Source organism: Nonomuraea ceibae (assembly GCF_019396325.1).
Classification (GTDB): domain Bacteria; phylum Actinomycetota; class Actinomycetes; order Streptosporangiales; family Streptosporangiaceae; genus Nonomuraea; species Nonomuraea ceibae.
The window spans coordinates 1-11,747 of the sequence record NZ_JAHKRO010000187.1 but is presented as its reverse complement, the minus strand read 5'-3'; the positions used below and the strand labels follow the sequence as shown (position 1 = coordinate 11,747).

The following is an 11,747-nucleotide window of genomic DNA, read 5'->3' as shown; positions in this document are numbered from 1 at the left end:
AGTCACGGGTGCGCTGGGAACTCTCCCCCGACGGCGACGGCACCCGCCTCGTGCTGCTGCACCGCCCGGTGCGCCGCGAGCCGGCGGCCGACTACCGCACCGGCTGGCACGCCATGCTCGACTCCCTGCACGCCCACCTCACCGCCGAACCCGCCGACCCCGACTACGCCGGACACCGGCCCTACGCCTGAGCCCCAGCCACAGACGCCTGTCACGTCCCGGCCGAGGCGCGCCGGAAGGTCTACCGGGCGACGACTGCCGTCGTCGTCTCCTGCACCTCGTCCGAGACCTGCCCGGCACCCGCCACAAGCGCCGCACCCCCGGCGAACGCCGCCACCAGCGCCGCCACAGCGGCCACCGTCCGCCCCCACCCACGGGCTCGCCGCCCGGCCCTCTTCGCCCGGCCAGTGCCGCCCACCTCGGGCTCACCGTCCACCCAGGGAACCGCGGACTCCCCGGGGGCGGGGGCCGAGGTGGGAGCGGGGGCGGTGGTGAGCTGGGCGCGTACGCGGGCCCACGCCCGCACGTCCTCCTCCCCGAGCCCGCACGCCCGGACGAACGCCACCAGCACCTCCTCACGCGGCAGCCGAACCCGCCCGAGCATGCCCGAGGCGGTGGAGGCCGGCAGCGTGTCACCGGCGGCGGCGGCGCGGCGTTCGAGCTGCCGGAAGCTGAGCCCCGACCACGTCTTGAGCGCCCGGAGCCCGGCCACGAACGCTGCCTCGTCGGTGACGTCTGCCGGTGACGGCGGTGCTGTGACGCTCATGGTCCCCCTCTGATCGAACCTCGGCCCCTTGCCTGACCTGACCGTACGGTGTCCCGCACAGTTCCGGACACCCCGACATGTTGTTCACCCCGGCCCGCGCCGGTCAACTGGTGGCCCCCGACGATCACCCGTGGAGGTCCCATGAGCCGGAGCCGTTCCGGTGCCCTGACGCTGCTGGCGCTCGCCCTGGCCGCCTGCTCCCCCGCATCCCACGAACCCCTCGGCGACTTCCTCGCCCGCACGCTCCCCGCAGGCCCCGGCGGCCCCGGCGGCACCGTCCTCACGGCCCACGGCGACCACATCACCTACTGCCAAGGCTTCGGCCTCGCCGACCGCGCCACGCGCACCGCCGCCACCTGCGACACGGCGTACGACATCATGTCGATCACCAAGCAGTTCACCGCCGCCGCGATTCTGAAACTGGAGGTCCTGGGCGAGCTCCGGGTGACCGACCCGATCAGCGCCCACCTCGGCCGGGCGGTCCCCGCCGGCAAGCGCGGCATCACCGTGCAGCACCTGCTGACCCACACCTCCGGCCTGCCCGAATCGCTCGGCGACGACTACGCCCCGCTAACCCGCGACGACCTGCTGGCCAGAGCGATGTCAGCGCCGCTGCGGACACCTCCCGGCGCCGAGTTCCACTACTCCAACACCGGCTACAGCGTGCTCGCCGCCGTCATCGAGACGGTCTCCGGCCTGAGCTACGAGCGTTTCCTGGCCAAGCACCTGTTCGCGCCCGCCGGCATGACCAGCACCGGGTACGTGCTGCCGCGCTGGAAACCCGGCCAGGTCGCTGTCGAGTACGACGCCACCGGCAGGAGCATGGGCCGCCCGCACGAGCATCCGTGGGGAGCGAACGGCCCGTACTGGAACCTTCACGGCAACGGCGGCATGCTCTCGACGGCCCGCGACCTGTTTCGCTGGCACCGCGCCTTGATGGGCGACGCCGTCCTCCCGGCGAGCGCCAAGACCAAGCTCTTCACCGCGTACGTGCCGACCGGCAACGACGGCGAATCGTACGGCTACGGGTGGAACATCCTCCGCACCGACGGCGGCCGGATCGCCTGGCACAACGGCGGCAACTCCTGGTCCCTGGCCGCCTACGCCCGCTCCCTGGACGCCGGGACGATGGCCTTCTGGGCCGGCAACCAGGTCCGCCGCGAAGGCCGCTGGAACCTCGAAGACCTGGAACCCGGCCTCACCCTGGGCATCCTCACCCGTGCAGCGCCCGATACCGATTCCGCTCCAGAAACGCCCCCTGCCCCGTGGCCAGCCTGAGCGCCGCGTCGGCCACCAGCGCGGGAATCTCCGGATGGATGTGCGCGACGTGCGGCGGCACCCACGACCGGTCATGCAGCCGCGGATGCCCGGGCTGGGACGACAACGCCGTGAGCACGAACACCAACGGCGCCCAGATCGTCCGGAACCGCAACCCGATCCGGTTCCCCGTCACGTCGTCGACCATGTGAATCTGGAACAGGTCGGCGGCGTCCATGTCGCAGAACTCGGCCCGCCCCCACGCGAAATGCGCCCACATATCGGGATGCGTGAAGCGCGCCCCTGCCGGCTCGCTTCCGGTGTCCTGCGGCACCTTCTCGGCCTCTGCCAATCCTGCCGACGACGTCCAGGCTCACCCGTCGGCGTCGAGCCAGGCGATGGGAGTGCCGCTGGCGCCGCCGTGGCGCAGCACTTTGGTGGCGGCCTCGTGGGCGGCGATCACCAGGTCATGCAGCCGCGCTCGGTCAGTCCGGCCCTGGCACCGAAGGTGTAAACCCGCTGGCGCAGCGCGGCCAGGTCGGTGGTGATCGGCCGCTGCATCCCGAAACCGGGAATCATGTCGGGCCTACCTGCCGCCAGGGGCGAAGTCATCTTCCCCTGCCCAAATGGGACGGCAGCATGCCGGCTTGACCTCTCAGCACAGGTGCAGGTGCGTGGGGGAACTGATGGCTATTTGCTTGACGCTGCCCGGGGTGCCGATCGGCACCCTGCCCAGGAATGCCCACACGTAGCGGGCGTGGCGGCAAAGCGCTCGCGCTCAGCGTGGTCCAGGTCGTGCTCGCCGTGTTGGTGCGACAGCAGCAGCAGGCGGGCAGCGAAGCGAGCGCAGGCGTCAAGGATGATGTCCACCGGGGTCCCGGACTGGAGTGATCCTCGGCGCCGGACGGGCCTCGGGCGCTGAGGAAGCTGAGGAGTGGGCAGGGTCATGGCGTGGCCGTACGAGGCTCCCAGCGGCCTATCCTCGCGATCGGCCGAAATGGCGCCACGGCGGAGTATGTGAACTGGGCGGCACCGACGCGGCCACCCAGCGGACGTGCGCGGTGCCGGCGGCGGCGACGTAGGCGACCGACAGCGGCCAGATCCACCCAGCCGTGGACCACGCGCCAAGGTGGTAGGCGAACAACACGGCGATCGACAGCAGCAGCACCGTCAACGGCCGGCGGCGCCGCAGGAACAGCAGGCAGCCGAGAACCAGCGCCACCGGCTTGCGTCCGGCCTTCATGAGCGGTCCTTCTCGCGGAGCGGAGCACCGGCACGGTGCAGGTGACGCAGCGCCTCGCCATGCGAGGCGACGAAACTGACTTCGTGGTAGGGCAGGCGCAGTTGCCGGCAGTGGGCCTGCACGATGGGCTGCGCCAGGCGCAGGTTGGGGGTGGGCATGTTCGGGAACAGGTGGTGCTCGATCTGGTAGTTGAGCCCGCCCATGGCAATGTCGGTGAACCTGCCGCCGCGCACGTTGCGGGTGGTGAGCACCTGCTTGCGCAGAAAGTCGAGCTTGGCCGCCCCGGTCAGGGTCGGCATGCCCTTGTGACCGGGGGCGAACACGCAGCCCATGTAGACGCCGAACAGCCCCTGGTGGACGGCGAAGAAGGCCAGCGCCTTGCCCGGTGACAGGGTCCAAGCCAGCACACCCAGGTAACTGGCGAAATGCGCGAACAGCAGCACGCCCTCCAGGACACGCTGTTTCATCCAAGGCTGCCGCAGTGCCCGCACACCGCCGACGTGCAGGTTGAGCCCTTCGAGCAGGAGCAGCGGGTAGAGGAGGAACGCCTGCCGGCCGCCGATGAGCCGGGCCAGGCCGCGCGCCTTGCGTGCCTGTTCCTGTGACCAGACCAGGACGTCGGGTGCGACGTCCGGATCGAGTTCCTCGTGGTTGGGGTTGGCGTGGTGGCGGGTGTGCTTGTTCATCCACCAGCCGTAGCCGAGACCGATGGCGAGGTTGCCGCCGAGCCGCCCGAGGATCTCGCTCGGGCGGCGGCTGGCGAAGACCTGCCGGTGAGCCAGATCGTGCAGAACCAGGGCGACCTGCGCGAAGACGATCGCGAAGTAGACGGCCAGGAGGAGCTGGAGCCAGGAGTCGCCCAGCCATAGGAACGCCGCCGCCCCGGCAAGGTAGGCGGCTGTGACGGCGCTGATCCGGATCAGGTAGTAGCGGGGGCGCCGGTCGAGGAGTCCGGCCTGCTGGATGCGTTTCGACAGGAGGCTGAAGTCGCTCACGGCCGTTGCGGTTGCTTGTGCCATGCCGACGACCATACACACGTTTGAATCGACCGCGCAAAACATGTGTTTGTGACGCTCGTTTGGATAGGCTGGCAGAATGAAAGAGCGAGACAAGCTGATCGAGGGCGCAAACGCTGCCTGCAGGAACGCGGCTACGCGCACACCACGGCACGCGACATCGCCAAGACTTCCGGCGCCAATCTGGCCTCCATCGGCTACCACTTCGGATCGAAGGACGCGCTGCTGGTCGACGCCATGATCGAGACGACCACCGAGTGGGCCGACAAGCTGCGCCAGGCCATGGCGAGCGAGGTGCCACGTGATGGAGATGAAAATTTGTGGCAGCAGGCGATCGAACTGCTCGACCTCCACCGCCCCGTCTTCGTGACCAACATCGAGGTCTTCGCCCAGGCCGAGCGCCGGCCACAACTGCGCCAGGCACTGGCTGACGCCCAGGAGACCGCCCGCGTGGAATTGGCTCAATGGCTCGCCGAAGCGACGTCGCCCCCAGCGACGCAGCGGGCGGTCGGCGCCTTCTACCTGACCCTGCTGACGGGGCTGATCCTGCAACGCCTCATTGACCCAGAACGCGCCCCCACTGCGGAAACGCTGACGAAGGCGCTGCATTCCGTACGTGCACGTGCCACCGCACTACAGCGATGCCCACACTCACCCTGCGTCAAGCCCTGCTGATCGTGGATGCGGTGAACGGGATGTGCCCCACCGAAGGCGTGGAAGCGCCGCTCCTGCGGCTACGACGCCAAAGGAAACGGCTGCATGACTGGGCACTGGCCGATGTGCACTTCGAGACCGAGCCCGGTTATCAGCGCTGGCTCCTGCTCCGGCGCAGCCTGACCCCCAACGCCAAGGGCAAACTCGAACTGGCCCACTACCTGTGTCATGCACAAGTCGGCACCACGCAGGAGGACCTCATCACCGTCGCCGGCGCCCGCTGGGCGATCGAGAAGTGCTTCCAAAGCGCCAACAACGAGACCGGCCTGGACCACTACCAGGTCAGACGCTACGACGCCTGGCACCGCCACATCACCTTCGCCATGCTCGCTCACGCCTACCTCGCCGTCACCGCCGCACACACCCCAACAGCCCACGCGGCCTGGGCCAGCTCACACCGGCGGAGATCCGCCGTCTCCCGGCACACATCTGACCACCACGATTAACCACCCACTCACCCACGCTCTCGCCTGGTCCCAGCGCCGACGCCACCACCAGACCCGCACACGGGCCAGCCATGACTGGAAGCGCTGGCTACGACATAACGAAATCAGGCTGTAGTAGCCGCCGTACAGTGACCGCTGCTCAATGTCCATCGCCCGGCTCAGGAGGCTGCACGGAGTCTGTGGGGACGTCGCCCGGGTGGAGCTGACCGGTCAGCTTCATGGCCACGCTCTCCGAGAAGATCGAGGTCCGCTCGACCCGGGTACCATCCGGGCGAATCTCCACCTCGATCTGCAAGATGATTCCGCGCACCTTGGACGACCGGCGGAAACGGGGTGCACCCCGGCCTTTCCACCAGCTGACCAGACTCACCGTGGTGACCTTTCCGCCCACCGGCCCGCTCGCGTCGACGGCGGCTGTCACGCCACCGGACAACAGGGTGAGGAGAACCAGTGCGCCCCAGGCCCGTGGATCGTCTTTCAGGTCTGTGGCGAGATTGATTACGATGCCCAGCGCCGAGGTGACGGCCGCGACGGCGATTGTGAGCGTGACCCGGCTTCTCCTCACCGGCCCGCCTCCTGCGCGCCGGTGGCCCCCGCGCGGGCACGGACCGCCACGGGGTGCCCCTCGCCCAGGGTGCGGGCGGCGGTCTCGGCGACCTCGTCCAGCAGCTCCTGAGCTCGTACCGTTTGGCCGGTGCGCAGGTACAGATAGCCCAGGTTCACCGACACGCGCAACGTGTCGGGATGCGCCCAGCCGAGAGTTCGCTGCCGAGCGCGTACCACCTCGCTCAGTTCCGTCTCCGCGGCAGCCGTCTGTTCGCTGCCGGTCAGGGCGGCGGCCAGGTTGGCGCGGGCGGTGAGGGTCTGCGGGTGGTGGGGGCCGAGGACACGGGCGGCAGCGGAGACGATCTCGCGCAGGTGGGCGGCGGCTTCATCCGTTCTGCCGTCGTCGGCGAGCACCGCGGCGAGGTTGGCACGAGTGGCGAGGGTGTCCGGATGATCGTCGCCGAGGACCTGCCGCAAGGTGGGCAGGACGACGGACAGCTCCCGTTCCGCTTCGGCGAGACGTCCAGCCGCACGCAACGCGACCGCGAGATTGGCGCGGGCGGTGAGGGTCTGCGGGTGGTGGGGGCCGAGGACACGGGCGGCAGCGGAGACGATCTCGCGCAGGTGGGCGGCGGCTTCATCCGTTCTGCCGTCGTCGGCGAGCACCGCGGCGAGGTTGGCACGAGTGGCGAGGGTGTCCGGATGATCGTCGCCGAGGACCTGCCGCAAGGTGGGCAGGACGACGGACAGCTCCCGTTCCGCTTCGGCGAGACGTCCAGCCGCACGCAACGCGACCGCGAGATTGGCACGAGCCTGGAGCCGCTCCGCGCCGGCCAAGGCGGCCGTTGCATCCTGCAGCACTCTCACCGCTGCATCAGCCCTGCCGCGGTCCAGCAGTGCCAACCCTCGCGCGTACGCTTTCGCGGAAGCTCTCCTCCCACGGAGGAAGACAATCAGCGACGTCGCCAGGGTCGCCGCACCCGCTGTCCATAAGGCCAGTGTCGGTGATGCCGGCCCTGTAACGGTGATCCTGGTCGACAGCAGGAAAACGATAAGCCCCACCAAGGCCCCCACGATGCCCGCCACGATGCCCGACGCAAGGGCCGCTGAGGCAGTCCGACGTGCGAAGATCTCGGTAGGCATCCTGTACGGGAGCGGATCGGTGTCGTCCGCGACAGCCTCCGATGCGACGGACGCCGTGAGGGCACCTTGGACCTCGTTGGCTCTACCTTGCACAGCCAGCAGTCGAAGCAAGATGTCATGGGCCGACGGGCGGGAGGTCGGCGCCTTTGACAACGCGGAGTGCACCACGTCGCGCAACGGCTCGGGCAGCGCGCTCAGATCGGGTTCGTCATTGAGGACTCTGTGCAGGACCTGCGCCACCGAGTCGCTCCCAAATGGGAGGACACCAGTCGCTGCGAAGACAATCGTCGCTCCCCAGGCGAAGATGTCAGCCTTCGTGCCCACCTCGTCACCGACGATCTGCTCAGGTGCGAGGATCGCAGGGGTACCGATCGCCTCGCTGGTGGTGGTGCCGGTCCCGGTCACGCGGGCGATGCCGAAATCCACCACCCGCGGCCCGTCGGCAGACATGAGCACGTTGGCCGGCTTGAAGTCGCGGTGCACGACCCCGGCGCGGTGAATGGCCGCGAGTGCGGTGGCTGTTCCGACGGCGAGCCGGTGCAGCGCAGCGTCGCGCAGCGGCCCGTCGGCCAACACGACTTCGCGCAGGGAAGGGCCCTCGATGAACTCGCTGGCGATATAGGCGGCGTTGCCATCCATGCCAGTCTCCAGGACCCTCGCCGTGGCGTAGGGAGCAACCCGCTGGGCGGCTTGCAGCTCACGGACGAGCCGCGAACCGGTTTGGGGGTTGTCGCCCGATCGGGCGTGTAGCAGCTTGACCGCCGCCCGCTCGCCGGCATCGTTGGCGCCTAGATAGACGACGCCTTGTCCGCCCTCGCCGATCCGGCCGAGCAGCCGGAAGGATCCCACCCTGTTGGGGTCACACGCTCTCAGGGGTTCGACATCAGTCACATGCGCCTCCGGCTGGGAAGGCTCTCATCTGGATAGCAACCCTACGGTGCCGTGGTCCGAAGCGGGGGACTTACTCGGTCTCCAGCCCGGTATGGCTGGCCAGTCTGCCAAGCTGCGCTGCTCACCAGATTCGGACAGCCGCTTGAATGATCAAGGCTAGTTGTACTGAGCGCAGAGATGAGGCACGGGGACGACACAGACCCAGGGTGAGGACGTCGGTTTGGCGTGGCGTGCGGCACCTACACGCCAACCAGAAAGGCCCTCATATCCCCAATATCATCGTAACGCGCCACTGACCAAGCTCAGCCGTCTGCGCCTGGCCCGCTGTGCCGTCGAGGACGGCTGGCCGCTGCGCCGCCGAACGCTTCCAAATCGCCGTCACCACCACCCGGCGATGGGCACAGCGCTACCGCGGCAAGGCTCATGGAGATTCCCTATCTGCCGATACGCGTGGAACGCCTGGTCCAGACCGGCTTCGGTCGGAGACAGCGGTGGCCGGCGACGCGTCTACTGGCGGCGTTGTGGCCAGCACCGCAACCATGCGCACCGGCAGTTTCCTACCGCGCTCGCCATGCACTGCCGAAGTCCCTCATGTCCTCGGCCTCAGACGGCGATCGGCGGAGGGAAGGGCTCGTAGGTGTTGCTGGCCGCATCAAAGGTGAAGGCGGTCCACCGGCCATGCTCGGGCGACGCGAGCCGGGCGCCGAGCACTGCCGCGATGGAGACGGGCCCGCTGAGGAAGATGGCGTGCTGGCCCGTTCGAGCTCCCGTCGGCAGCGGTGCCTCCCGCCAGGCGCGACAGGTCTGCTCCACGCCGGTAAAGGTCGCTCTGTCCTCAGTCAGCCTTGGGGGATGTGCTGCGGAGGCGGGAATCCGGACCGATGAATGCCACGCGGTGTCTCGCCTGCGCGGTCGCTCCCTTCACCCCCTTCAGGTGGGCGCCGGCCGTACCGGCGCTCCCCGGACCAGCCCGGGTTTGCCCAGGCTTTGCGCGCCACGCCAGGAGCGTCCACCTGCGAGCGATTCGTAGGCCGGGTGCCACAATGAGTGCGGCGCTCGGAGCTTCGTGACCAGCCCGGCAGAGCCTTTCGGGGGGATCGCTCTGCTCGGCTGTGGCACCAGCGGCGAACGCTCCGGGACTCCCACCGCGACCTTGTCAGGCGGTGGCCGCCACGCCCCCGCCCGGGCTACGCGCACTGGGCGGGGGCACCGCCATGTCATGCCCAGGGACGGCGTGCCGGTGTGTTGCCGTGGCACGGACGCACGGCTTTGGGCCGCATGTCCAGCCCCATGCTGTGGCGAGCCTGCGTCGCTAACCGCGCAAGCCGTCGATGCCGGCTTCGATCGTCTGCAGGGCTTGTTGTGCAAATGCCGGGCTCGGGTTGATGAGCATGTGGATGGCAAGTCCGTCGATCAGCGCGTGAAGCGCTGTCGTGGCCTCGTCGACGTCGACATCGGGCGCGGTGAGTCCGTGCTGGTGAAGATTGGTGATCAGCTGCCTGCACGCGTCCCGCAGCACCTCGTACGTCTCGTCGCGGACCTGTCTGAGCTGGTCGTCGCCGGGGGCTTCGGCGATGAGCGCGATGTTGACCTCCATCTCGGCCCGGCGTTCGGCATCGAGCGGGAGCAGCTCGCGGATGACCGACAGGGTGAGCGCGCGGGGGTCGGGCTCGGCGAGGTGGCGGCGGATGCGTTTCCACGCACGCTGGTCCACCAGTTGCATGGCGTGCACGAGCAGGTCGGTCTTGCTGGCGAAAACGTGCCTGAGCGATCCGGTGGAGAGCCCGGCCTCCGCGGCGACGGTGCGGATCGAGACACCGCTGATGCCTTCGGCGAGGATCACGCGCCAGGTGGCTTCGGCGATCTCTTCTCGCCGCTTGTCGTGGTTGATGAGCTTCGGCACCCACCCATGTTAACACGGTCGTGCTAACATACTTTTGCTAGTTCGTTCGTGTTACCAAGATGGAGAGCCGATGACTGCTGCGGATACGTCCGCCTTTCGTCATGAGCGCCGGACGCTGAACAGCGCGACACTCACCAGTGGCGCGGAGCAGGTCATCGACTTCGTTCTGCCGCTCTTCGCGGGGGCCGTGCTGGGCCTGTCCGCGGGGGAGACCGGCCTGCTGATCGCTGCGAGCCAGCTGGTCGCGTTCGCCGTTCGCCCGCTCGCCGGCGTCGTCGTCGATCGCGCGGACCGCTCGGTCGTCGCCTCGATCGGCGCAGGCGGCTACGGGATCGGGTGCGGACTGTACGCGATGTCGACCGGGCTGCCGGTCGCGCTGGCGGCAGCCGTCGTGACAGGTGCCGCCGGGGCGTTTCTCTGGGTCGCGATACGGGCGATCATCGGTGAACGCCTGCCCGTGGACTCGGGCGTGTTCGCCAAGCTCGTCGCCGCGGAGGAGACGGGCGGCTGGCTGATCCTGGTGCCCGCGATCATCGTGCTGTCCATCACGGACTACCTGTGGGTGTTCATCGGCATCGCCGTGTGCTGCCTGGTGGCTGCCGCCGACCTCCTCAGCACCAGGAACCGGCGCGTCACCACCGACAGCACGGCCCCCGCGGGCGCGGAACTGTCGAGCGTCTCACTGGCAGGGCTGGGCGGCAGGCTGCGCCCGATGCTGCTGGCCGTGGCGGTGACGATGGCCGCCGAGGCGGCGATCAGCCTGCTGCTGATCCTGCACCTGCAACGCGGGTTCGGGCTGGGCGTCGCGGAGATCGCCTACGTGTTCCTTCCCGGCGCGATCGCGATGAGCATCCTCCCCTCCCACCTGCATCGCCTCGTCGTCCGGTTCGGGCGACGCAGGATGCTGACGCTCGGTGCGCTGGCGAGCGCGCTGTTCGCCGTAGGGCTCGCGTTCGCGCCCGGTCCGGCGTGGGTTGCAGCACTCTGGATACTCTCCGCGGTCGCGTGGGCGGCGGTGATCCCGGTGCAGCAGGCCGTCATCGCCGAAGCCGTGGGCCGCGCCCACCTGGGCCGCGGCATGAGCCTGTACGAAGCGGCCTGCCTCGCCGGGGCATTCACCGGTTCCCTCGCGGCAGGCTTCCTCTACGAGTCGGGGAGCTGGCTGCTCGCCTGCGCCGTCTGCGCAGCCATCATCGCGTCAGGCGCGGCGCTCGTCCCCGCCGCGGTGAAACGGCTCGGCGTCACGAACTGGCCGGCCGGACCGCACTCCGCTCCCGAACCGGCCGGCGAAGGCCGCGCTCCAGCCCCGGCAGCCGAAGAAGCAACGGCCGAGACGAAGACACCGAAGTCCCGTCGCAAGCTCCTCACCGATTTCGCCGCGCACAGCGCATTGCTCGCCGCGGCGGTCGCCGCCGCCTGGGTGGCTGTTCCTGACTTCTCGCTCGCGACGATCCTCGGCATCGGCCCCGACAGCGTCGACCTCTATGAGAGCGTCCGCAGCCTGTTGAGCGGAGGTCTCGACATGGCGGCGCTCACGACGACCGCCCTGCGCGTCTGGGTCGTGATCTACGCCATCGACCTGATCTGGACAGCATGGAAAACACTGGAACCCCGAAGTGAGCGCCAGGAACAACCAAGTCGCTGACAACCCCGACGGGAAACCATGCAATCGGGCAGACGGTCATCGCCCGTCACGGGTGGACCGGGAAGTTGCTGCGGAAGACGGCGTGCGGGTCGTGGCGGCGTTTGACGTCGCGCAGGCGATCGAGTGCGGCCGGGGTGAAGGCGTCGGCCGCGCTTTCGCCGGGGCTGAGGAAGGTGA

Annotated in this window: 13 protein-coding genes and 2 pseudogenes; 6 read left to right on the top strand and 9 right to left on the bottom strand. The window is 69.1% G+C overall.

What is annotated here, in order from left to right:
- On the top strand, positions 1-191 hold a 191-nt coding region (locus KME80_RS47940), incomplete at its 5' end, for an SRPBCC domain-containing protein (protein ID WP_219519017.1).
- A gap of 50 nt (positions 192-241) precedes the next feature.
- Here KME80_RS47940 and KME80_RS47935 read toward each other — a convergent pair.
- On the bottom strand, positions 242-766 hold the full coding sequence (locus KME80_RS47935; protein WP_219519014.1) for a helix-turn-helix domain-containing protein: 525 nt from the start codon (positions 764-766) through the stop codon (positions 242-244).
- A gap of 141 nt (positions 767-907) precedes the next feature.
- Here KME80_RS47935 and KME80_RS47930 point away from each other — a divergent pair, with 141 nt between their 5' ends.
- The gene (locus KME80_RS47930) at positions 908-2,044 is read left to right on the top strand and encodes a serine hydrolase domain-containing protein (protein WP_219519011.1); all 1,137 of its coding nucleotides are present in this window, start codon (positions 908-910) and stop codon (positions 2,042-2,044) included.
- Here KME80_RS47930 and KME80_RS47925 read toward each other — a convergent pair.
- The 3 genes from KME80_RS47925 to KME80_RS47915 form a co-directional block, all read right to left on the bottom strand.
- Positions 1,980-2,375 carry a hypothetical protein gene (locus tag KME80_RS47925; protein WP_219519008.1) on the bottom strand — a complete coding sequence of 132 codons (396 nt, stop codon included), beginning with the start codon at positions 2,373-2,375 and terminating at the stop codon, positions 1,980-1,982. The genes KME80_RS47930 and KME80_RS47925 overlap by 65 nt on opposite strands.
- A gap of 624 nt (positions 2,376-2,999) precedes the next feature.
- Positions 3,000-3,266, bottom strand: a complete 267-nt coding sequence (locus KME80_RS47920; protein ID WP_219519006.1) for a hypothetical protein — start codon at positions 3,264-3,266, stop codon at positions 3,000-3,002.
- Positions 3,263-4,297: a fatty acid desaturase family protein gene (locus KME80_RS47915; RefSeq protein WP_246646995.1), complete on the bottom strand. Its 1,035-nt coding sequence runs from the start codon at positions 4,295-4,297 to the stop codon at positions 3,263-3,265. The genes KME80_RS47920 and KME80_RS47915 overlap by 4 nt, the downstream gene beginning before the upstream one ends.
- A 36-nt stretch (positions 4,298-4,333) precedes the next feature.
- On the opposite strand from KME80_RS47915, the gene KME80_RS51415 reads away from it, so the two are divergent.
- Positions 4,334-4,957: a TetR/AcrR family transcriptional regulator gene (locus KME80_RS51415; protein ID WP_219519003.1), complete on the top strand. Its 624-nt coding sequence runs from the start codon at positions 4,334-4,336 to the stop codon at positions 4,955-4,957.
- Between the two features lie 24 nt (positions 4,958-4,981).
- Positions 4,982-5,442: pseudogene (locus KME80_RS47905) on the top strand (IS701 family transposase); the annotation flags it as partial.
- A 139-nt stretch (positions 5,443-5,581) separates the two neighbouring features.
- Here the strand turns inward: KME80_RS47905 and KME80_RS47900 are convergent.
- Together KME80_RS47900 and KME80_RS47895 are read right to left on the bottom strand one after the other, a co-directional pair.
- A complete protein-coding gene (locus tag KME80_RS47900) occupies positions 5,582-6,007 on the bottom strand; it encodes a hypothetical protein (protein ID WP_219518998.1) in 426 nt (141 codons plus the stop codon).
- The gene (locus KME80_RS47895; protein WP_219518997.1) at positions 6,004-8,022 is read right to left on the bottom strand and encodes a serine/threonine-protein kinase; all 2,019 of its coding nucleotides are present in this window, start codon (positions 8,020-8,022) and stop codon (positions 6,004-6,006) included. Before KME80_RS47895 ends, KME80_RS47900 begins: the two co-directional genes overlap by 4 nt.
- A 220-nt stretch (positions 8,023-8,242) precedes the next feature.
- On the opposite strand from KME80_RS47895, the pseudogene KME80_RS47890 reads away from it, so the two are divergent.
- Positions 8,243-8,439, top strand: a pseudogene (locus KME80_RS47890) (hypothetical protein); the annotation flags it as partial.
- A gap of 186 nt (positions 8,440-8,625) precedes the next feature.
- Here KME80_RS47890 and KME80_RS47885 read toward each other — a convergent pair.
- Both KME80_RS47885 and KME80_RS47880 read right to left on the bottom strand, forming a co-directional pair.
- Entirely contained in the window at positions 8,626-8,835 is a 210-nt protein-coding gene (locus KME80_RS47885; RefSeq protein WP_219519026.1) for a hypothetical protein, read from the bottom strand.
- 499 nt (positions 8,836-9,334) lie between these two features.
- The gene (locus KME80_RS47880; protein WP_219518995.1) at positions 9,335-9,925 is read right to left on the bottom strand and encodes a TetR/AcrR family transcriptional regulator; all 591 of its coding nucleotides are present in this window, start codon (positions 9,923-9,925) and stop codon (positions 9,335-9,337) included.
- 70 nt (positions 9,926-9,995) lie between these two features.
- Here KME80_RS47880 and KME80_RS47875 point away from each other — a divergent pair, with 70 nt between their 5' ends.
- Complete coding sequence (locus KME80_RS47875; RefSeq protein WP_219518992.1) at positions 9,996-11,570, top strand: MFS transporter; 1,575 nt, start codon at positions 9,996-9,998, stop codon at positions 11,568-11,570.
- Positions 11,571-11,616: 46 nt separating this feature from the next.
- Here KME80_RS47875 and KME80_RS52455 read toward each other — a convergent pair.
- Positions 11,617-11,747, bottom strand: a 131-nt coding sequence (locus tag KME80_RS52455) for a BBE domain-containing protein (protein ID WP_219519019.1), incomplete at its 5' end; no start/stop codon positions are given.

Coding starts and splice junctions, on each gene's coding strand:
- KME80_RS47935 (WP_219519014.1), bottom strand. CDS start 766: ATGAGCGTCACAGCACCGCCGTCACCGGCAGACGTCACCGACGAGGCA.
- KME80_RS47920 (WP_219519006.1), bottom strand. CDS start 3,266: ATGAAGGCCGGACGCAAGCCGGTGGCGCTGGTTCTCGGCTGCCTGCTG.
- KME80_RS47875 (WP_219518992.1), top strand. CDS start 9,996: ATGACTGCTGCGGATACGTCCGCCTTTCGTCATGAGCGCCGGACGCTG.
- KME80_RS47930 (WP_219519011.1), top strand. CDS start 908: ATGAGCCGGAGCCGTTCCGGTGCCCTGACGCTGCTGGCGCTCGCCCTG.
- KME80_RS47915 (WP_246646995.1), bottom strand. CDS start 4,297: ATGGTCGTCGGCATGGCACAAGCAACCGCAACGGCCGTGAGCGACTTC.